The organism is Oscillospiraceae bacterium, assembly GCA_031265355.1.
Classification (GTDB): domain Bacteria; phylum Bacillota; class Clostridia; order Oscillospirales; family UBA929; genus JAIRTA01.
Genome location: JAISCT010000003.1, coordinates 37,523 through 59,658 on the forward strand (window position 1 = coordinate 37,523; position 22,136 = coordinate 59,658).

General features: G+C 51.9%; 18 protein-coding genes and 1 tRNA gene. 4 read left to right on the forward strand and 15 right to left on the reverse strand.

Annotation, left to right across the window (positions count from 1 at the left end; genetic code table 11):
- Positions 1 to 254 precede the first annotated feature (254 nt).
- The 3 genes from LBK75_00520 to LBK75_00530 all read right to left on the reverse strand — a co-directional run bounded on the left by LBK75_00520 (position 255) and on the right by LBK75_00530 (position 4,609).
- The gene (locus LBK75_00520) at positions 255 to 1,655 is read right to left on the reverse strand and encodes a hypothetical protein (protein ID MDR1156781.1); all 1,401 of its coding nucleotides are present in this window, start codon (positions 1,653 to 1,655) and stop codon (positions 255 to 257) included.
- Between the two features lie 1,028 nt (positions 1,656 to 2,683).
- Positions 2,684 to 3,553: an ABC transporter ATP-binding protein gene (locus tag LBK75_00525; GenBank protein ID MDR1156782.1), complete on the reverse strand. Its 870-nt coding sequence runs from the start codon at positions 3,551 to 3,553 to the stop codon at positions 2,684 to 2,686.
- An 18-nt stretch (positions 3,554 to 3,571) separates the two neighbouring features.
- On the reverse strand, positions 3,572 to 4,609 hold the full coding sequence (locus tag LBK75_00530; protein MDR1156783.1) for a DUF5050 domain-containing protein: 1,038 nt from the start codon (positions 4,607 to 4,609) through the stop codon (positions 3,572 to 3,574).
- A 741-nt stretch (positions 4,610 to 5,350) separates the two neighbouring features.
- On the opposite strand from LBK75_00530, the gene LBK75_00535 reads away from it, so the two are divergent.
- Positions 5,351 to 6,529, forward strand: coding sequence for a putative DNA binding domain-containing protein (locus tag LBK75_00535; GenBank protein ID MDR1156784.1), 1,179 nt, complete (start codon positions 5,351 to 5,353; stop codon positions 6,527 to 6,529).
- A 41-nt stretch (positions 6,530 to 6,570) separates the two neighbouring features.
- Here LBK75_00535 and LBK75_00540 read toward each other — a convergent pair whose 3' ends face one another.
- From LBK75_00540 to LBK75_00585, 10 genes are all read right to left on the reverse strand, one after another.
- Positions 6,571 to 7,104: a DUF234 domain-containing protein gene (locus tag LBK75_00540; protein MDR1156785.1), complete on the reverse strand. Its 534-nt coding sequence runs from the start codon at positions 7,102 to 7,104 to the stop codon at positions 6,571 to 6,573.
- Positions 6,992 to 7,831: a hypothetical protein gene (locus tag LBK75_00545; GenBank protein ID MDR1156786.1), complete on the reverse strand. Its 840-nt coding sequence runs from the start codon at positions 7,829 to 7,831 to the stop codon at positions 6,992 to 6,994. The genes LBK75_00540 and LBK75_00545 overlap by 113 nt, the downstream gene beginning before the upstream one ends.
- An 8-nt stretch (positions 7,832 to 7,839) precedes the next feature.
- Positions 7,840 to 8,700 (reverse strand): glycoside hydrolase, encoded by an 861-nt coding sequence (locus tag LBK75_00550; protein MDR1156787.1) that lies wholly within the window; start codon positions 8,698 to 8,700, stop codon positions 7,840 to 7,842.
- A 425-nt stretch (positions 8,701 to 9,125) separates the two neighbouring features.
- Positions 9,126 to 10,217, reverse strand: a complete 1,092-nt coding sequence (locus LBK75_00555; GenBank protein ID MDR1156788.1) for a hypothetical protein — start codon at positions 10,215 to 10,217, stop codon at positions 9,126 to 9,128.
- Between the two features lie 1,212 nt (positions 10,218 to 11,429).
- Positions 11,430 to 12,188, reverse strand: coding sequence for a hypothetical protein (locus tag LBK75_00560; protein MDR1156789.1), 759 nt, complete (start codon positions 12,186 to 12,188; stop codon positions 11,430 to 11,432).
- 174 nt (positions 12,189 to 12,362) lie between these two features.
- The gene (locus LBK75_00565) at positions 12,363 to 12,494 is read right to left on the reverse strand and encodes a cyclic lactone autoinducer peptide (GenBank protein MDR1156790.1); all 132 of its coding nucleotides are present in this window, start codon (positions 12,492 to 12,494) and stop codon (positions 12,363 to 12,365) included.
- Between the two features lie 20 nt (positions 12,495 to 12,514).
- Entirely contained in the window at positions 12,515 to 13,126 is a 612-nt protein-coding gene (locus tag LBK75_00570) for an accessory gene regulator B family protein (GenBank protein ID MDR1156791.1), read from the reverse strand.
- A gap of 88 nt (positions 13,127 to 13,214) precedes the next feature.
- Positions 13,215 to 14,513, reverse strand: coding sequence for a GHKL domain-containing protein (locus LBK75_00575; protein ID MDR1156792.1), 1,299 nt, complete (start codon positions 14,511 to 14,513; stop codon positions 13,215 to 13,217).
- Positions 14,514 to 14,516: 3 nt separating this feature from the next.
- Positions 14,517 to 15,224: a LytTR family DNA-binding domain-containing protein gene (locus tag LBK75_00580; GenBank protein MDR1156793.1), complete on the reverse strand. Its 708-nt coding sequence runs from the start codon at positions 15,222 to 15,224 to the stop codon at positions 14,517 to 14,519.
- A gap of 48 nt (positions 15,225 to 15,272) precedes the next feature.
- Positions 15,273 to 15,722: a YaaR family protein gene (locus LBK75_00585; GenBank protein MDR1156794.1), complete on the reverse strand. Its 450-nt coding sequence runs from the start codon at positions 15,720 to 15,722 to the stop codon at positions 15,273 to 15,275.
- Between the two features lie 226 nt (positions 15,723 to 15,948).
- On the opposite strand from LBK75_00585, the gene LBK75_00590 reads away from it, so the two are divergent.
- Both LBK75_00590 and LBK75_00595 read left to right on the forward strand, forming a co-directional pair.
- Positions 15,949 to 17,715, forward strand: a complete 1,767-nt coding sequence (locus tag LBK75_00590; GenBank protein MDR1156795.1) for an ABC transporter ATP-binding protein/permease — start codon at positions 15,949 to 15,951, stop codon at positions 17,713 to 17,715.
- Between the two features lie 71 nt (positions 17,716 to 17,786).
- The gene (locus tag LBK75_00595; protein ID MDR1156796.1) at positions 17,787 to 19,580 is read left to right on the forward strand and encodes an ABC transporter ATP-binding protein/permease; all 1,794 of its coding nucleotides are present in this window, start codon (positions 17,787 to 17,789) and stop codon (positions 19,578 to 19,580) included.
- 132 nt (positions 19,581 to 19,712) lie between these two features.
- Here LBK75_00595 and LBK75_00600 read toward each other — a convergent pair whose 3' ends face one another.
- The gene (locus LBK75_00600) at positions 19,713 to 20,162 is read right to left on the reverse strand and encodes a hypothetical protein (protein MDR1156797.1); all 450 of its coding nucleotides are present in this window, start codon (positions 20,160 to 20,162) and stop codon (positions 19,713 to 19,715) included.
- 54 nt (positions 20,163 to 20,216) lie between these two features.
- Positions 20,217 to 21,560, reverse strand: coding sequence for a magnesium transporter (mgtE, locus tag LBK75_00605; GenBank protein MDR1156798.1), 1,344 nt, complete (start codon positions 21,558 to 21,560; stop codon positions 20,217 to 20,219).
- Between the two features lie 495 nt (positions 21,561 to 22,055).
- Between mgtE and LBK75_00610 the strand changes: the two genes are divergently transcribed.
- Positions 22,056 to 22,130 (forward strand) — tRNA-Gly (locus LBK75_00610).
- Positions 22,131 to 22,136: the final 6 nt, after the last annotated feature.

The window sequence follows — 22,136 nt, forward strand, 5'->3', positions numbered from 1 at the left end:
GGTTCAGTGCTGAGTGCTGAGTGGTGAGTGGTCATTTCCGCGCCCGCGCAGCTGGGCTTGACTGATATCTGCTATCTGATGCCGCCCCTACTATATCATGTCTTTCGGCGAATTTCAACCGAGAGCGGCAAGAAAATCGCCGCTTCGACGCCGCCCAGACGGCCTCCTGTGCAATTTGATACCACCCTCCTACCATACATATGCCGTCTATATACCGTGGACGTCTCCGGATATCGCTGTCCGACGGCAATCCGCTATTTCTTGCTATGTCTCCGCAGCCCCCATGACGCCCCTGCGCACAGCACAAGAAAAAACACGCCACTCACAACCGGGTTTGACATGGGAACGTCCATCATCACCATCACATCGGCCTCCGCAAACACCGTCAGGCCGGACAGGACAGAGGGAAACAAAAATCGCTGCGCCGCATCGGGTATGAGATGCAACGTCACACGATCCAGGTACGGGAAAAAGACGAGCAGAAAATAACACAATGTCACAAAAACCGTACTTTTCAGCGCCTCGACCAACCCATATATGATGAGAACAAGCGCCGTTGTGCCCAAAATTTGAAATGTCGGAGAAATCCATAGCATGGTTTGTAAATCCATCACGCCCGCATATAAAGAAAATACCGCGAGGCTTTGTATAGGCACCGCCCCATTGGGCAACCCAATTCGTGCGGCATATATCACACACTCCAACACGCGGAAAACCACAACCAACCCTATACACAAAAAAAGCGACAGAAAGGTCCGCAGAGATTTGACCAAAGCACCGTACTTGCTCGTATTGATCAAGGCAGCCATGCCGGTTTCATAGTCCTTTGCAAAATAGGACACAAGCAAGATGAGAATCAATGTGTATAAAAGAACATCAAAACGATTCCTCTGCACATACCGTTCCCATCCGACCTGATAAAACATCTCCGCCGGCCGCTCGTAACCCCTCAGTCGCAACGTAGTCAGTCTGGATGTTTTTTCATCGCGCGCCCACTCGGCCGCCTCCTTCTGAGAACGGAGTATTTGCGCTTCGGTCTCACGGTTTTTCAGATATTCCATATGGGACAGCACTTCGGGGAGAATTTCCAAGCGCATCTCGGCGTCCGCATATTCCTCAGTGTACGCCGCATATTCTTCACGGGAGATTCTGTCTTGCATGTACGCTTCATACATTTGCGCTCTCATATCAAATACCGTGCTCAAACGCATCTGCTCTGCTCGCAGTTTGGCCTCCTTTTCCGCCGTATACACCCCTGAAAACCGCGTCATATACTCCCTGTACAGCACATCATCCGACGGCGTCGCGCTCCACCAGGAGAGCGCAAATTTCGCACAAAAAAACAAGGCAATGATCACGAGATTTGCCTTGCCGCCCAAAAGCCGTTTGATTTCGCAGACCCAAAGAAGCCGGTATTTCATCGTGTCATCCTCTTTTTCACATGAGACGCGGGTATGCGCAGCCCGTTGAAGTCGTCTTTTCGCATGTAGAGCCATCTGCCGGCAAGCAAAAAAGCAAGCCCCAGCAGCACTGCAATGAAAATCGAAACCGTCAATTCTGGGATGGGATATCCGAAGACATTGGCATATCGAAACGAAGAAAAATAGCGGACGGGCTGGATACTGATTTGGGCTGGATTCAGCACATAGCTCCATGTTTCCACAAAATAGCGTGCATAACTTTTATCCACGGACAGGCCGTTTGCGCCTGTCATTTCCACAGTCGCCAAGAAAAAGAAAACCCCGTAAACAACGGCGGCGCTCATCAGCGCGGCGAACCGCTTGCGCGTCAGCAGCCCTACGACGGAGGCAAACAAAAACAAGAGCAGCACGGACAAAAATTTGAGCGCAAACAGCGTCAGCCAAAAGCGGAAAAAGTTCATGTTGTAGAGAGATTTTTCAAAGAGCGGCAGGCTGTGTATCGGCGCGGAGAAGTCCTCGAAACCAAATTTGATTCCCAACAGCACCAGGTACTGCGCCATAAAGAAAAGCAAGCTGCCCGCGATGAAGAGTCCGCCCGCGCAGAGTTTGGAGAAAAACAGCATATTGTGTCCACACTTTGTGCTAAGGACAATCGCGCGCGTACGCAACTCATGATCCCGCGTAAAAATGGCGCAAAGGCCCAGAAGACAAAACAGCGCAAATAAGATATCAAAGAGATTGAAAGTGGTGTGGCCGCCAAGAAGCAAGATTGCCTGCCCTTGCTGCCAACCGAACAGCAGCGCCGGCCATTTGCGGGCGAGAAGCACATCCCGAACCGCCGCGTTATAGCGCTTGGCATACAAATTGTGCGGGTCGCCCTCCAGCGCCTCCACATTGCTCTGCGCCCGCCCTATATACGTGGTTTTTCGCCCTTCACTGTTCTCAATATAATCCATTTGTACAATGATGCGGTAGATATCATCTGCCCGATAGGCGCGCCTCAGGTCCGGAACCTGCACCATGTCGTTCACCGCGCCGCGGTTGACCAGACTTTCCACCTCGGGACGCAGCGCCTGCAAGAGGTCATAGGTGCTCTGATCGAGGTGCGTGCCGAGCTCCTCGGAAAATACATTCTTGTCGTCTGCCCAGCCAAAAGAAGAAAAACATATCCACCCGACAATCAGAAAAAAAGAAACCAGCGCGGCGGGCTGCCGAGCAATCTTATAGAGTTCAAATCGAGTGAGATACGCCCATCCTCTCATTCATTCCGCCTCCCCGAAAAAGTGAATGTATACATCCGCAAGCGTCGGCGCCACGTTTTGCGCGTCCTCGCAGGGGGGAGCGTCCGCCACCAGACGAACGCGCAGCCGGTTGTTTTCGCTCACCACTTTGGAGACGGAAAAACACGCGGACAGCGCGTCATATTCCGCGTGGGTACAAACAAATTCCCATATTTTCCCTTCTAGCAAGGATAAACACTGCGGTATCGAGCCCTGTGAGATCAACTGTCCTTCTTTGAGAAATAGAATTTGTCCCGCAATTTGCTCGACGTCGGACACAATGTGCGTGGCCAAAAGAACGATTTTTGTGCTGGCAAATTCCGAGAGTATATTCATAAAGCGTATCCGTTCCTTGGGATCCAATCCGGCTGTCGGTTCGTCGAAGAGCAGAATTTGGGGGTCGCCGATCAGGGCCTGCGCAATCCCAAGGCGCTGTTTCATACCCCCCGAGTAGTGCCCAATCTTTCGATGGCCGTCGGCGGACAAGTTCACCTTTTCCAGCAGCGCATCCGCGACGGAGGCTGTTTCTCTTTTGTCTTCGATACCTTTGAGCGCCGCCATGTATTGGAGCATCTTTTTCCCTGAGAATTCCTGATAAAAGCCCACATCTTGGGGCAGGTAGCCGAGAAGCATTCTGTACTTTGTCCCCAGCGCACAGATTTCTTCGCCGTCGAAAGTGACCTGCCCTTCCGTCGGCCGGCGCAAGCCAACCAAGATGTTCATAAGCGTGCTTTTCCCCGCGCCGTTTGGCCCCAAGAGGCCATAGAGCCCCGGCACAAAGCACGAAGAAAATAACCGAAGCGCATTTTTGTTTCGATACGATTTCGAAACATCGGCTGCTTTCAATTCCATATCATCACTCGTTTCAAATCATTCCTCCACGACGGGCAAGGGAATCAATTTTACATTTGATCCATCCAAATCGGCCAGGAAGATACCGTCATGCTGCCCGTCTTGCACAACAATTTTGTCATAGTTTGAGAAGACATAAAAGTACGGGTACATGAGGTCTTCCAAGAACATCTTCTCATTGTTTCCTTCTTTGTCCGAAAGAAAACCCCGCCCGGCAGAATCGCCGTACCGTGTATAATAGATATGCTCCGTCCCCACACCAAAGGCGTCCACGCCTTCTATCAGGAGCAACGGAGCACCGCCGTTCAGGCCAAGGCGGAACAGGCCGCCCGGGTTCGTTCTTTTTCTATAGTACAGATTCTCCCCATCTATGGCTATCCGCTCCACTTTTGTATCCAACAAAACGGCTTCCCCGCCCGCTATGGGTCCTTTATATAGATCCATAGCCATATTGACATAGTAGAGGATTTCGTCATACACAAACCAATACAAAAGATTTGTTCCCTCGACAGTCAATGTGGTTTTCAGATCATATGTTTCCAGCTCATAAAAGGAAAACATCCCGCTATTTTCTTGCGGATTGGCGGCATAAATGACAAGACAATCCCTATAAATAGCGTAATATCCGTTTTTAGGAACGGTGATACCCAAAGGATAAAAATCACGCCGATACTGCCCATACATCTGAAGGATACCGGGCATCTTTTGCGAAATTACATAGATTGAATTTCCCTTGGGATAGTACGAACCCATAGGCAGCCATAGCGCGCCCGTGCAGGTATCTTGATCGAGCGCAAAATGACCGCATGTAGGTTCCATGCAGTTAAACGTAATGCGTTCCGTCTCTTTATCTAAGTAGTATAGATTGCCGCTATGATTGATTCCATTGAAGAACACATACGGGCCTGCATCAACCATGACAATTCCAAACAATATGTTGTTGCTAATAAAAAAAGGATCATCCTCTGGCTGCGCCCAATCGTCATATCCCGTGCAACCGAAAATCGAAAGTATAAAACATACAACTATGCAACCAGATACCGCCCGAATTTTCATTGGACCTGATCACCACCATGCCCTTTATCAGGAAGAAAATACTTCCACTGTACCTATCTTAAAACTCGTACGAACAGAATCCATAGAAATCATCGCAAAAGCCGAAGTCGATCTTTTCCAATGATGAAATCCGTATAGTCGCAGGTTTTGTCGAAACGTTCCTCTGCATAAACCTGACTAAACGGGGCCGACTCTCCAGATTAAAATAACAAAAAAAGCTTTTCTCATGTCGAGCACCATCCGCAAACAAGAATATAAGGCGATTTCGCCTTCATCATATTCCCTGTCTCATCAAAAGTAAATGGAAAAAATAAAACACTTTGATGGAAAATAATGAAATATGTGTCGAATAACCTGTGCCTCAGCGCGCGCCGGTGGGAGCTCCGTCATGCTGTGAAGCGGATCGCACGTGTGTTGTTTTCGGAAGCAAGAGGTTAAAGAGGCCGCGGGAGATAATTTTCAACACCCTGCGGATTCTTTGCCCCATTGTGTAGAAATAATTTATCAAAATATGCGAGTACTCCATCCACTGCCTTGACAAAACATTATACCATGTGTTATATTTGAACGTAAGTTTTGCTACGCTCAATCGCTGGGAAAATAACCGAACCAAACCGAGTCGGCTCGCGATGCTTCAGCTAAAGAAATACGTCGCTCAAAGCGAGGTGTCCGGTGAAATCGTTGTTGCTTTGGAGCGCATAAAAGTTTGATGGGCGGGGAACAGAGAATAGGAGGCAGAGCATGATAAACAAGCTTCAACAGCTTCTGCGTGACGGTGAAGGACTGACAGTCGAGTTCAAACGCTGTAAGAGCACGCTTCCCAAGAGCGTGTACGAGACGGTTTGCTCGTTCTCCAACCGTTACGGCGGCTATATCCTGCTTGGAGTTGACGATGACGGCACGGTCAGCGGCGTTGCACCGGAGGCCGTTCAGGGTATTAAGAAAGACTTCGTGACATCGCTGAACAACCCTCAGAAGATTTCGCCCACCTTGTTGCTCAATCTTGAGGAAGCTGCCATTGACGATAAACCGGTGCTGTATGTCTATATCCCGCAGAGTTCACAGGTGGTGCTATGCGCCAACCATGTATTTGATCGCACAGAGGATGCTGATGTTGACATAACAAAATCAACTGACCTGACCGCGAACCTGTATCGGCGCAAGTCTACGCAGTATACTGAACAGGAGATTATCAAATATGTGACGGAGAGAGAATTGCGGCTCGACCTGATGCCAAAAGTGCGGCAGATCGCTGTAAATCTCAACCCTGATCACAGGTGGAAAAATATGTCAAATATGGAGATTTTTTGCAGCGCAGGGTTATATGCCCACGACTGGCGCACCGATACAGAAGGCTTTAATCTCGCGGCTATTCTGCTGTTTGGGCGCGACGATGTGATTCGTTCGTGCTTGCCGGGCTATACTACCGATGCAATTATGCGCTGTGAGAACATAGACCGTTTTGACGACAGACTCACAGTCGAGACGAACCTCATTGAAAGCTATGACCTCCTGATTGACTTTATGATGAAGCATACACTCGACAGATTTTTCCTTATTGACAATCAGCGTGTGAGTGTAAATTCATGGATAGCGCGTGAGATCGTCAGCAACTCTCTCGTTCACCGAGAGTATACAAGCGCATTTCCGGCCAAAATTGTCATCGAGCGCAGCCGCATATATGCGGAGAACTGGAACAAGGCGCAATGGCAAGGGCGCATTGATCCAGACAACTTTACGCCGTACCCGAAGAACCCACTGTTGGCGCGATTCTTTGTCAACATCGGACGCGCCGACAAACTCGGTTCCGGTGTGCGGAATCTGTATAAGTATACGAAAATTTATTCCGGCGGTGAACCCGAACTCATCGAGGGCGATGTGTTTAGGACGATTGTCCCTCTAAGGTCACTGCATAAATAAAATCAAACCGTATGGCCTCTCCGTTTTTTCGTGGGCAGTCATCAAAACATGTCCTCAAACCGCACAAGCCGGACATTGCCCCGTTTCTTCGCTTCATGGGTGAGTCTGTCTGTAAAACCTGTTTTGGCAAACAGCCAGAGCCACATCTTTTTGTAGGGGAATAGGCCTGCTTTTTCTGTGAGAGCGGTCAGTACGTCTATGTCCATAGGGGTGTTTGTCCATTTGCACTCGCACAACAGGGCGCTGTCTTTTCGATAGGTTACAATATCAATTTCCTCTTGTCGCTTTTTATAAGGATTGCTGCCCCACCATCTGCCGATTTTCCCAGGCAGGAATGGGAGCGCGTTCTTTTTGGCCTGCTCCAGCAGATATTGCTTGCAGATTTCCTCGAAGACAAGCCCCATATACGCGGGGAGTTCCTCCGCAATCTCGACATCGAACAGGGCGCCGCAAATGTGTTTCTTACGCTCCGCGCCACTGTCTCGTGCCGCCAGGGCACAGGACTCCGTAGTTGTCTTGAATGTAGGAACAAATTCCCGCCATAGTTTCAGACGCAAAATCAGCGTCTTCCGCATCAGCTGCCACAAACTTCATGTCAAGAATGTAGCTGAGCGGCGGAGAATTCGCGACCTTCTGTTGGAATTCCCCGTCAAAAGTATTGAGGCAACGTGCCGCAACCAACAGTTCGCTATAAAAAGTTGATGCCGAAACCGCATCGTTGGTTGCGCTAAGCCGTCGTCCCGCAATCGTCTGCAAAAGCAAGACTTTCTCATCAACTGTCATCGCATCCAATATTTCATATTGCCGCAGCATAGCATAAAGACATTCGAGTCGCAACACCGCCCAGCGATCAACGCCATCCAATTCTTGAATATCCAAATTGCTATAGATTGACAAAATGGCACTTCCTCGATCTTCTCGCGTGAAAAGCTCAGAAAACCCATTGAAATGAGGTTGAACCATACTCACAAACGGGTCGCCGAAAGCACTGGACGCATACATATCCGAAAAATAAACGTAATTTAGACAACTTTTCACAAGTTGCACCGTTGGCATTGCGCTCAATTCATCTTCCGGAATTTGCACCAACGCAAGATTATCCAATGTAGAAAGCTCTGCCCATGCTTCCGGAGTATCATATGGATTGTGAGCAGGCACAAAGCCTTCTTCACCTGTCTCGGGCTGCGTAAACCATGGAGATTTTTCTCCAGCGTAGGGAGCAAGGCCTACCGATATCGTTAACACTGACACAGCCAACAGGGATACGCCAAACACAAAAAGCTTTCGTTTGTTGTGTTTCATCGTTAATTTCACCTTTTTTCATTCTCTATGCTCCAAGTTGCGCCAAAATCAGAACTGATCAACGTGGCAGTGTCGTCTGCGGAGAGGGGATTCGACAAAAGCAGCCTATATGTATCACCCTGGGGCTGAAGAGCGGAGAACTGGTAATATGAATCCTCCGGCATGTCGATTTCGGGCATCGCAACCGCGTCCCATGTCATCCCACCGTCCGCGGTTCTGTACATCGGGAGAGGATTTGTGTCAAGTTCAAACCTGAAACACATAAACCCGATGCGCTCGGTTGTGAACAGCCCGAAAAGCAAAACGCGCGCGTATTGGTCATTGATGTTGTTGACTTCTTCCCATGATTTTCCAAAATCGTGGGAAATATAGACAAAGTTTTCCTGGTTTCCCATCCCGTGGTATAGACTCCCAATTATCCAGCCGTCGGACGCAGAGGTGAATCCTATCGATACGGAAGAAAAAAGATTGCCCGCACTATTATTATCTAGCTGCTGTTCACGAACCTTTGGCAGGGCAGCTCCAGACCAGTTTTTCCCTTCGTCCACAGTACTGTACACGGTGGCGGCAGCAGCATTGTCGTCATTACCACCCGACACAAAAGCCGTCACGCGAGGGTGGACAAATACGTCGAACGGCTCAATTTCCTGATCGTCTGTCATCAAACACTGCCTGACAGGTTCCGGAACGGGAATTTGCATATCATTATTTTCGCCAAAATATTGCACATGGAAGCTGTTTCCCGAAAACGAAAAGCTTCCGCGCTGCTCCGAAAACGCAGGGGCAGTCTCGTTGGATGTACAGGCTTGCAGTAAAATGAACGATGCAACAAGTATAATGGCGATGGTAAGGCGCGCGCTTTTGGTCACGATTTTACACCTCTTCTTCCGCTACCTATCTAAGATCATTGTGCTGGTTTTGCCGGCACAGTCATATTTCTTATTTTTCCAGCCTTCTTTCCTGCACCTCACCGACCTTTGCTGCGGATTTCTCCGCTACAAGTGGATGACTCGCAAGCCACCTACTCGCTGCATTCGCAGCGAGCTCCATATCTTTACAATAACATAAAATGTATCAAAAAGCAAGCGAATCCAGAGCCTCTCATCTCCTATCGCAAATTTTCTCTATACCATTTTGCGTTCTGTGACTTCATTTTGACGGAGTTTCGACTCTACTTTCGCGCCCCTTTACGGCACTGAGCGGTAAAATCAACGACCACAGGTGGTTGAGCTCCATGATACTCAAACCACTCGTGGCCGTTCAAACGGACGAGTTTCCATCCATGTAAAGAATGTTATTCTATAATTGTCGCATAAATGTCTAAGTTCTCCATCATCTCGTTGTATTCTTCCAACGTAATAAATCCGTTTTCTAGATTCGATTCTTGATTGTTGATGAATTCGTTTCTGAAGTACTCCTCGTCTACAGGCTTTTCCATGGCGCGCGATACAAGAGTCTCTTGCTCAAGTATTGCTCCAGATTGTGAAACAAACTGCGAGGAGTCATTGGAGGAGAACACACCTTGCGAAAGTCCCAAGATATAGTAATAATCACCCTCCGTATTAAAAGCGCCGCCTCTCCCAGGTTTATATAGAAAAAGAAGGTATTCATCACCCGCTTCAAATATTACATTTGGCTCATATATTTCCGTGTATCCTCCCGCTGTGCCACCTTGTACACGTACCGTAATTATCTCTTCGTCAGTCGCTCCTCTTATCGCATCAGAAACAGAAATATAATAGTCGGTGAAATTTGCAGTTGAACCAGAAGGACTCCTCACTTGAAAACCCTCCGATATTCCAGTTACGACGCCAACAACCACAAGCGACGATTGTTCAAACAAATCGTCAGTATTCTTTTCTGCCAATAGCCCCTGGAAATGACGAACATCTCCAACAATATCCTTTTCATTGCCCCATAAAAAAGTCTGCACATCTGAGGCTATCAAATTGGGATCTGCATTAGCGGAATAAATCATCTCTCCTTCCGGTATATTTAAAAATCCTCCGTGACTATCTATGATACATGGAAGCACAGCGATCCATTGACTGTATACTTGATTATCCACCAAATCAACAAAGACAAAAAATCGCAATTCATACCCCTGCAAGTCTGAAAGTTTCTCATAAAACCTCGCATGGATATATCTGAGCCCATCCAATTTTGAAATGTCTTTGTCTGTCGGAAGAACAGGTCTCTCAATGCCAATATCCTCACATGCTCCACGAATCAAATCAAAGCTTGAACCATTAGCGACAGGAGAGATAGACATCTCTCCTGTCGCAGAGAAAAAATTGTAATCGTCCCACTGTGGTTGATTGAAAAGACGATTTAAAATATCAGCATCACTTGGTTGCTTTTCTCTAAAAGCCACCAGTTTCAACACCCCTAAAATTCCTGCAGATAATATGAACAAACTCAACAATACAATCACTTGCTTCTTATAAGTGGTTGTATTGTTTCTAAAGTGATTCATACTACAGAAATCTGTTTATAAGCGTATGACTGGGCAATCCAAACGAACCCGTGGGATGACCATCCACTATTTACATATAATTGATCGTTAGATGGTATCCCTGTATCGTAATACCCAACCGTGATGACATAATGATAGTCAAACACCTTTTTCATGATGTGACATCCTTTCTTTTAATCAAGCCGATACATCTTACGCTGTTGAACACATCGTGTTGAGACTGGGTTATGTGCCCACAAGGAACCAGGAGTTACTCTCATTTTCGACACACCCACACCATTACCTAATCCTTCGCCTTTACTGTGTCACGGATTCAGGTAAGTACTCACACATCAACTCTACCCGTTTCTCTTGAACCTGCTCACACTCTGTGGCACTTTGGGCTGGTGGAACCATGCAATCAACCGACCATCCCCACATCCGTAGCATACCACCGGTCGACACCATCTGTGCAAGTCCGAATCCGTGGTTGGATACATCCTGCTTTGATGTCCGGAAGTCCATGTTCATCGGTCCGGAGGCAAAATGTTCAACAAGTCTAATGGTTCCCTCTATTATTGGGAGACTCCCTGCCCAATGGGCAAAAAGTCTCCCAATAACAACGAAACACAGAACGCAGTGCTGTTACCTCAAAGTCAAGTCTGTGCTTGTCTATTTGGATACGCAACAAAAATATACTCAACAAGTGCAAATACAAATAGGAACAGGGAAACACAAATATAAAAATTAAAGTTTCTCACCATAGAAAGCATCATATCTCCGTACTTACCAAGTCTCCCGCTCGAAATCCTGTTCGATATGTCTACCATGTACCCGATTATCAAAACAAAAAGTACAGCAATCATACGAGAGACAATCCTGAGAATAGAACCCTTGCATGTCAGATTTTTAAACCTGAAGTGAAACGCATTGCGATGCACAATAAAACAACAAAGAATAGAAACAAGGACCGGCAAACCATCCCGAAAAATCAACAATATCCAGAGGTCTGACGGCCACGGAACAAAGACTATATCAAGAAGAAATACAGCGCCGAACAAAATAGCTTGGCATATTGTAGCTGTAAATACCGATAATATTTCGCCGCCTTTTCCTCGCTCATTAAACATCTATTAAACCACCTTAGGTTGTGATTCTGCTACCTACATTACAAATAACTGTGCCGAGATTTACCACATCGATCCTGGTTTCGCATCTCAGGACAAAACCAGTATAGGTGGACGAGTCTTCATAGTAAGCCCAATTGCTTGTAGGATACTTGACAGTTGGTCCATCCGTCCACAAAGCCCAAAATATATCTGTCGTCCCATATCTTAGCTGACGATTCGTTACGACCACGTTCTCTATCTCCCACTGCCCAGCCGCCGCATGTAATTCATTTTCAGTTCCAGAAATGTCAATCCAATAAACACAAGCCCATGCCATTATTCCATATTGCGTTTTATATTTCTCATCTTCTTTAACATTTGCCGCAACCGCAACCGCAACATACAGATTTGCAGTTTCTCCATTGTCACGGGTAAGTTCTCCCATTTTCTGAACCGTTGAACTTACTTCAAACTCAATTTCATCTTCTGCAACACCGATAACAGGAATGAACTCTGCACTTGCAATAACACTTTCTCTCACCGATATAGGAACGGAATAGTCAACAATTCCTGTCACAGCATCAGCCAACAAGGACTCTGTATCTGCCTCTGCAACAAGAGCATCTGCCTGGAGACGAATTGACGCAGTTTCACCCAGAGTGCTACTATTTACATATGTGGTAACGCTCAGAACGTCTCCTTCAACGGCAGGTTCTTTTGCCAAAGTAATTGATGTCATCATCAATGAGAGCACGAATACGAGTGCGAATGCACGTTTCATAGTTAATTTCATTAGTCGTTCTCCCTTGTTTTAATTTTGGTCAATATAAATAACCATAAATCAGCCATCCGCGCGTTCATTATGGAAGCGCACAGTAGTTTCTTAGTCCAAGTAGAACCACACAACCTTTCCGTCATAAAAACATCCCCAACAGAACCTACCCCACTATAACAATGGATCTGTACTCTACCTGCTCCTCTTGAACCTGCTCATACCCTGCGGCACTTTGGGCTGATGGAACCACAAAGTACAAACCGCCTGCGAAGACGCTACGCCCAGCACCAAAGCCAAGGATGCGAACAATCCACCCAGTCGCATTCCTACGGCACCCAGCTTTTTCATACTCCACCTCCTTCCTGCTCACGTTGCTTACCGTTTTCATACCTTATAAAATTCGCCATTAGAGATATTGCTGCGGTAAAAACTCCCATCGCTAAAGAAAAGACAAATTTTTTGTCAGGCACGAAACCAGTCAGCAAACCTATTGTTGCGGCATACCCAGCGATGAAACAGCGACTCTTTTTCTTGAATCGGACCTTCTCCTCGTACGAGAGCGGTTTGTTCGCGTCTTCCGCCGGCGCAAAGAGAAACACATAGACGACTGATAACAAAACACTTGTGACAATGACCGGGAACTGAACATCCACCGGGAGATACAACAAGAGCAATAGAAACACCGCATAAGAACACATTAAAATAAGGAAACACCTGAAATGATTTTTCGCATGATATCCGCCGGCGATCTGACGAAGCGGCGCAAATCCCAACAGATACAGAGCGCTTTCTGGTACGGTACGGGTGATGACAGACAGAAACGTCAGCGCAAGGAAATTCGCAAATGTCGACAGCAGGATTTCAAAACTGTACGTATAAACTTCCTCATCATCCGCCGCGATGAGCCCGTGGGCCATGAAAAACGATGATATGCCTCTGGACATCCGAGCAATCATATCGATCACCCCTACGGTCGGAGCATACTATCACGGGCAAATTTTGTCAATGGCATCTGCATAAGTGTCGAAAAAAAAGACATAACTGTTAAACAGACCGATTCTGTAGGAGCACTTTGAGTGAAAATTTTCCATCTTTTGGGTCCCAATGCGGGGTCACATCCCCATCGTACTTGTGTGCGATCGCCTTTATCTGCGCAAGTCCGAATCCGTGATTTCCTTTGTCCGGCTTTGATGTCCGGAAGCTCACGTCCACCGGTCCGGAGACGAAGTTTTCGACAAGAACCGAGACGTTGCCGGACGTATTTGTGATGCGAAGCAGAATCTCCCTTTTCACATCGGCCGAGCGCAAAATCCCCTCGATGGCGTTGTCCAGCGCGCTGGCCACAACAACAGCCAAATCAAACTGGTCGACAGCCAGACTGCCGACCAGCAACACTGTGTGGACAACGTGTATGTCAGATTCGCTGGCTCTGTTGATTTTTGCCTGTAAAATCGCATCGATGGCCGGGAATCCCGTGTCTACGACATCTGCCGTTCTCTTGATATCCGTTTGAATCCTCTTTATGTGCCTCAGAGCGTCCCCTATCTGGCCCTCTGCCAACATGCCGGATATGGCGATCAGCGCGTTGTTCATGTCATGACGGATCGACCTTACCTCACGCTGTGTTTGATAGAGTTTTTGATAGTGCTCGATCTGGATTTCCAATCTGAGCTGCGCCAACTCATATTCCTTTTTATAGGACAAAGCCCTGCGCTGTCTGTCAAGGATAATTATTGTGATAAATACCAGACACAACGAGATGATTACAGCTAGCAAACCCAACGTGGAGATACGAGGATTGTCGATGTTTGAGGTAAATTCATTTATAATAAAACAGAGGATGATGGATTGTACCGGCATAAACATCATCAGTAGATTGAATTGTCTATCCACCTGTTCTTTTCCTTTGTTTATGAAAAACCTGATCAAGTACACCAAAAGCAGCGAAACAAATTTTGATACAAGTACGCCCAGAATATATGTTGAAAAATTGCTTTGCATTTCTGCAATCTGGATTTCTAAAACTTGCACAAGCAAAATGCCAACGAGTATTTCTGTCGTCAACATGATCACTGTAATCACCAGAACGAGTAGGAACTTCGACGTGACATTGGACACAAAATAAAAACTCAGACAACAGTTGATGACAACAGCCACAGCAGGAAGTATGATTGCACCTTGAAAATATGCTGTGACCACAACATTAACGATAGTAGCACAGACAAGCCCCCCTATAAGGATAGGCCAATTGCGTTTTTTCATCTCCCAAAATGTTCCATAAAATAGCATGATAGCAAGAATTTCGACGCCTGTCCCCAGCAAATCAATCAACAATTTATCCATATCTCACACTCCATACTTGGCAAGAAAGGCATTGAAAGCTTTCAAACAGTCCCGTTTTTTCCGGACGCTCATGTCCACATGCTGACCATAGATTGTGAATATACGTGTATCTTTGATCCTCTTGATATAGTGCATGTTGATCAATGTCCCATGGTTACATCTGAAAAAACCGTACGGAGATAGGCGCTCCTCATATTCGCCGATTTTGCCAGCGCACTCATATTTTTTACTTTTTGTCACAAATACAACATGTCGGAGGCTCGCCTCTAGATAGACAATTTCACTGACGTCAAGCGCGCAAGTAATATCCTCCCACTTGCATTCGATCATATGATGTCGGCCTCTGTGTTTTTCCAATGCCCTGCTCAACACTTCACTGACCTTTTGGGCGTCGGCAGGCTTCACAATATAGTCGAATGCCTCCACTTGAAAGGACTGAAACACATATTGGCCATGACTCGTCAAAAATATGATGATGGCATCTCTGTCAATCTTCCGAATTTCCTGCCCCGTTTCCAGGCCGGACAGGCCCTCCATCTGAATGTCTAAAAAAATGATGTCAAACGGACGTTCCCTGTGGCTGTTCAAAAGCGCGCTTCCGCTTGAAAACTCAGCAATCACGGCATCACCGGGCAAAACACCGCTCGCATCGATCACCTCGCGCAATTGCGCCCTGAGAACACCCTCGTCGTCACAAACAGCCACACGCACAAAACCCTCCCCCTTCTCCAATTCTCCATTGGCGGTCGAAAACCGCACTTAGAGGTACAGATCCAGCAGCAGACCGCGGAGTTCGTCGATGGAGTGCATGACGGCCAGGGCGTCCGCCTGGTCCTGCAGCACCTGCGCGGCCAGTTCCTCCAGTTTTTTGTTGATCCGCTTGATGAGGGCGTAGATCCGATGCCGCCCGCGTGCGTCCATCATCGACTGCTTTTTGAATGAAAACGCGAAACGCACCGCCTCGTACATGAACTCGGCGATCATCTCCCGGTACTTCTTCAGCTCCACGATGTCGCACCGGCGGGCCAGCGCCTGCCCCTGCCGGTCGATGTCCTGCTGCAGCTCTGTCAGTTTGCGCTCGGCCTCCGCGCGGCTGAGCTGCGCGAGTTCCTGCCGGAAACTGAGCGTCTGGCCGGCCGCTTCCCGGCGCTCCACCCCCGTTCCGGCGCGGATAAGATTGTGAAAACCGCTGACGTCCTGGATCTTCATGCCGTCCTCCCCGGCCTGCGCGGCCGCCGTCCGCCCTGTGGGCGCCCGTATATTTTATGTATTGCCATTATATCACCGCGTGGGCCGGCCTGGCAAATAACAGCCGACCGTTCACGCATCTTTTACAGCTTTCCTCTTGACAATACCCGACACATGACATAGAATAGCTGCCAATCGCGTTTGCGCGCTTGGACAAAATTGGAACGCACGCAGGAGGTGAAGACCCATCATCAGGTTGCTCAAACGGCACCTTCGGCCCTATGCGGGGTCAATCGGCGCCGTGTTGTTGTTGCTGCTCACGCAGGCGCTGCTCGACTTGTATCTGCCGACCCTCAACCGGGAGATCATCAACAACGGCATCATGCCAAACCCCGTGACGGGGCAGTCGAATGTACCCTATATCTGGCGCACCGGCGGCTTTATGCTGCTCACAGCCACTGTTTCGATGGCCTGCGCCATCGCCGCCTCCTGGTTTGCCTCGCGCACCGCCATGGCCGCCGGACGCGACATCCGGACCCGGTTGTTTGCACATGTGCAGTCCTTCTCTCGGCAGGAAATGGACCGCTTCGGCACGCCCTCGCTCATTACACGGACGACAAACGACGTACAGCAGGTGCAGATCGCCGTCATGATGATGCTGCGTATGATGGTCACGGCACCCCTCATGGCCGTCGGCGGCGTTGTCATGGCCCTGCGGCAGGACGTGACGCTCTCCTCCATCATCGCCGTTATCGTACCGGTCATGGCTCTCTTTGTGGCGCTGCTGGCGTCGCGCTTTCTGCCGATGATGGGCCTTCAGCAAAAGAAACTCGACCGGCTGACGCAGGTCATGCGAGAAAAACTCTCCGGCGTGCGCGTCATCCGCGCCTTCGTCCGGGAGGATTACGAGGAGGCGCGTTTCGACACAGCCAACCGCGAACACGCCGACGTCAATTTGAAGATTGGCCGGCTGATGGCCTATATGATGCCCGCCATGACCATCTTGTTCAACACCTCGATGGCGGCTGTGCTGTGGTTCGGCGCCCACCGCATCGACGCGGGCCTCATGGACATGGGCCGGCTAATGGCCTTTCTCACTTATTTGATGCAAATTCTTATGTCCGTCATGATCGCCGTCATGATGTTCATTCTGTTGCCGCGCGCGGCGGCCTCAGCCGGCCGTATCAACGAAGTGCTGGGCCTCGCGCCCTCGATCCGGGAACCGGAACCCGGCGCGGCGCGGGACCTGGGCAACTTCGGGCAAGCGCCGGCGCTCATCCGGTTCGACCATGTGTCGTTCCGCTACCCAGGCGCCGAGGCCGACGTGCTCACGGACATCTGTTTTGACGCCGCGCCGGGTCAGGTCGTCGCCGTCGTCGGCTCGACAGGGTCGGGCAAATCTACGCTGGTAAACCTCATCCCCCGTTTCTTCGACGTGACGGAGGGCGCCGTCCTGCTGGGCGGCACGGACATCCGCAGCCTGCCGCTGCACACGCTGCGCGCCCAGATCGGATTTATCCCCCAAAAGGCGTTTCTCTTCACCGGCACGGTGGCCTCAAACCTCCGCTGCGGCCGGGAGGAGGCCGACGACGAAGCCCTGTGGGAGGCGCTTGCGATCGCGCAGGCGCGGGACTTCGTCGCCGCGATGCCAAACGGGCTGGTGGCGCCGATCGAACAGGGCGGCGCCAACGTCTCCGGCGGGCAGCGGCAGCGGCTGGCCATCGCCCGCGCGCTGGTGAAACAGCCGGCGCTCTATGTGTTTGACGACAGCTTCTCCGCACTCGATCTCAAGACTGACGCCGCGCTGCGCGCCGCGCTCCGGCGTTCTCTCTCGAACGCCGTGATCTTCATTGTGGCGCAGCGTATCTCCACGATCCAAAGGGCCGACCTCATCCTGGTGCTGGACGAGGGCCGCATGGCGGGCCGCGGGACGCACGAGGAACTCCTGCGCACCTGCGAGGTGTACCGGGAGATTGCGCGCTCCCAGCTTCCGAAAGGGGGGAGACCCGCGTGAGCGATAAGAAACCGTCCGCGCCGCCGCGCCCGACCCGGCCCCCGTTTGGAGGACCCGGCCCGGCGGGCCGCATGCCGGCGGAGAAGGCGAAAAACTTCGGCGGCGCCATGCGGCGTCTGGCCGGCTACCTGCGGCCGCAGTGGCCCGCCGTCGCCGCCGTGTTTGTGATGACCATTTTGAGCGTCGGGTCCAACATCGCCGGACCCAGAATCATGGAGACCGGGATCAACGAGCTTGTAAGCGCCGTCTCACAGAAGATCTCCGCGGGCGCCGCCGCGCGGATGGACTTCACCCCCTTCGGCCGCGCGCTGACGCTCATGCTGGGCGCCTATCTCGCGGCGGCGCTGTTTCTGTTTGTGCAGTCGCGTCTCATGACGCGTGTGTCGCGCAACGTCATCTACCACATGCGCCGCGAGGTCGACAGAAAGCTCTCCCGCCTGCCGCTCTCCTACTACGACGGCACCGGCCGCGGCGAGATCCTCTCCCGCGTGACGAACGACATCGACAACATCAGCGCCACGCTCCAGCAAAATCTGACCCAGATCGTCACGGCAGTGTTCACGCTGTTTGGCGTCCTCATCATGATGTTTACAATCCACGCCACGCTGACCCTCCTTTGTCTGCTGACGCTGCCGCTTATGTTTTTGGCGACGGCGCTCATCATGCGGCGTTCACAGAAATACTTTGGCACTCAGTGGGCGTCCACCGGAGCGCTGGGCGCGCTGACGGAGGAGGCCTACACGGGGCACGAGATTATAACCGCTTTCGGCCGGGAGGAGGCCATGCGCACCCGCTTTGGGGAGGAGAACACACGGCTGTACCGCGCGGGGTTTCGCGCACAGTTTTTATCCGGTATCATCATGCCGATGATGTGGATGCTGAACAACTTGAACTTCGTCGTCGTCTGCGTGTACGGCGGCGTGCAGGTAGCCGGCGGGGCCATGTCGTTCGGCGCCGTGCAGGCGATGATCCAATACGCCCGGCAGTTCACCCAGCCCATCCAGCAGACCTCCGCGATTCTCAACATGCTGCAGTCCACCGCAGCCTCGGCCGAACGGGTTTTCGAACTGCTGGACGTAGCGGAAGAGACGCCGGACACCGGCGACACCCGGCTGTCGGACCCGCGCGGCGCGGTGTGTTTCGAGAACGTATCGTTTGCTTACCGTCCGGACGCGCCGCTGATCGCGCACATGAATTTGTCGCTGCGCCCCGGTCAGCGGGTGGCCATTGTCGGGCCGACCGGCGCGGGCAAGACGACGATCGTCAACCTGCTCATGCGCTTCTACGAGCTGGATGAAGGCCGCATCACGGTGGACGGCACGGACATCCGTTCGATGCGGCGGCGGGATCTGCGCGCGCTGTTTGGCATGGTGCTGCAGGACACTTGGCTCTTTCACGGCACCATCCGCGAAAACATCGCCTACGGTCGTCAGGACGCCGACGCGGCGGCGGTGCGGCGGGCGGCGTCCGTCGCGTCCGTCGACCACTTTGTGCGCACGTTGGAACACGGCTACGACACGGAGATCAACGACGACGCCACGAACATCTCACAGGGTCAGAAGCAGCTTCTGACCATCGCTCGGGCGTTTCTGTCCGACCCGCAGATTTTGATCCTGGACGAGGCCACCTCCTCGGTGGACACCCGCACGGAGATTTTGATCCAGCGGGCGATGGAAAAACTCATGCAAAACCGCACCAGCTTCATTATCGCTCACCGACTTTCCACCATCCGGGACGCGGACCTCATCTTGGTCATGCGCGACGGCGCCATCGTCGAACAGGGCCGCCACGAGGAGCTCCTCGCCCAGGGCGGCTTCTACGCCGAGATGTACAACAGCCAGTTCGCCGAAGAGGCCACCTCATAAGGGGACAGGCTCGGCGGCGCCTCAGGACATCGCAAAGACAGCGCCCGTCCCCTCCCCGGGGACGGGCGCTGTCTTTGCCGTCTATAATTTCCAATATTTTACATTTTTCTCAAGCACACAACGGCGCGTGATTCAGCCGAAGGCCTTCTGACAGCGCAGGAATTTTTTGACGATGCCGCCAAACTCCGGCTGGCTGAAGAAGAGGACGATCGGGCGGCCGGTCTCATCCCGGTACTGCAGTTTCAGATACGCCGGCTGCTGGTTGCCGATGTACAGCGCGCCGAGCCCGGAAAACATGGGGTTGTCGCTGTTTTCCCACGGCCGCAGCGAAGGCGCGAGCGCGGCCGTAGGCGGGCGTCTCTCCGCCTGCCAGGTGGAACGCACGTCCGCCAACCGGTGTTTCGTCAGTTCGATCACCCGGACCGTCGGTATGCGATGGAGCATCTCCTCCGTGTCGAGCGACACCACGCGGACTTCGCGCGGCCACAGTTCAATCCGGCACAGGCGCTCCACTCCGTTTCTCTCGGCGCCGAGCCGGCCCTGGGCGACCGCCAAGGGTCTTTCCGCCTGCTCCTTCTTCACGATCTCACACACCTCTCCCCGGTTACACCCCCGCCGCTTTGGGACCATCCGCCGTCACAGCGGCAAAATGAGCTGCGCGATGGAGAAAAAGATGATCAGAGAGACGGCGTCCACCATCGTGCTGATGAGCGGGGCCGCCATCACGGCGGGGTCCGCCCGGAAGGCGCGGGCCACCATCGGCAGCAATCCGCCCAAGGTCTGCGCGATGACCACGGTGAGCAGCATGCTGAAGGACACCGTGAGCCCCAACACCACATCTCTCTCCTGCAGATATACGCGCACAAAATTGACGGCCGACAGGAGCACGCCCACCACGAGGCTTGTCCTCAGTTCCTTCCACCAGATCCGGGCAAAGTCCCGGGCGCCGATCTCCTCGAGCGCCATACCGCGGATCACCACCGTGGAGCTCTGGCTGCCCGCGTTGCCGCCCGTGCCGGTGATCATCGGCACGAAGGTCACAAGCAGCGGAACGGCCGCAATGGCCGCCGTGTATTGCTTCATGATGCCCCCGGTGATCATGCCGGAGATCATCAGCACCAGCAGCCAGGTGATGCGGTTGCGCGCCAGGCTCAGGATGCCGGTGCGCAAGTATGGCTTTTCGGAGGGGCGCATGGCCGCCATCTTCTCGAAGTCCTCGGTGGCCTCCTCTTGCACGACGTCGATGATGTCGTCGATCGTGATGATGCCCACCAGTCTGTCCTCTTTGTCCACGACGGGGAGGCTCAGGAGGTCGTACTTTTTGAACTGGTGGGCCACGGCCTCCTGGTCGTCCAGCGTCCGGGCCGCGACAAACACCGTGTCCATGACGTCGCGCACCCGCGCGCCGCTGTCCGCGAGCAACAATTTGCGCACCGACACGACGCCCTCCAGGTGGCGCGTCCCGTCGGTGACGTAACAGGTGTAGATCGTTTCCTTGTCGGGCCCGACCTTTCGGATGCGGCCGAACGCCTCGGCGATCGTGATGCCGCCGGGCAGGTCCACAAATTCCACGGTCATGATGCTACCGGCCGAATTGTCCGGGTACTGCAGCAGGGAGTTGATCTGCGCGCGCGTGTCCTCCCGCGCGTTGGCCAGCACTTTCTTGACGATACCGGCCGGCATCTCCTCGATGAAATCCGCCGCATCATCCAGGTAGAGTTCTTCGATGATGACGGCGATCTCCTTGTCGGTCAGCGCCTCGATGATCGACCGCTGGGTTTCGGGAAAGAGATTGGCAAACACCTCACTCGCCGTGTCTTTGGTCAGCATTCGGAAGATGATGACCGCCTTTTCGCTCTCCAATGTCTCCAAAAAACCCGCGATGTCCGCGGGATTTTGCTGCAGCAGCTCCGTCTGCAGACGCTGATATTGCTTGCTGCCCAGGTCGTCGAGCAGCATATTGTAATCAAACATTTCCATACCTCCCGGCGGAAACGGGCATGGAAACACAAAGCCAGACGGAGCGCCGCCTTGTCAGCGGCCGACGGCCCGGTGGGCGCCGCGGACGGCCGCATGAAAAACGGCGGGGGTCTCACGCCTCTTTGCGTCCCCACGCCGACAGCCCGCCCTTGTACTTCGCGGAGGGCCTGAGCCCTCCCCGGCTCTCTCGGCGGGCGTCACCTCACCGCCGCGCGGCGAAGGCTGCCTCTCGGGACCGCTTCTCATGTTCTCACCGTCCTTCATCCGTATAAAATCCATTATCTGACATATGTATCAATATCTGTCATACGCCTCACCCGGCGCTGTGCACACTCAAATCCTTTCTCACTTCGTCTCTCATTATACCGTGGCAGATGGGGGTCTGTAAACCTGGTTTCAAAAATTTCACCCCGTTTCGGCAAAATCACTCTTGCGTCTCGGCGCACTTGGCGCTATAATAGAAAAGTGTTGGGGCGCGCTCCGTCCGGCGCATCTGCGGGAGTAGTTCAGTGGTAGAGCGTCAGCTTCCCAAGCTGAAAGTCGCGGGTTCGAATCCCGTTTCCCGCTCCAAATCAA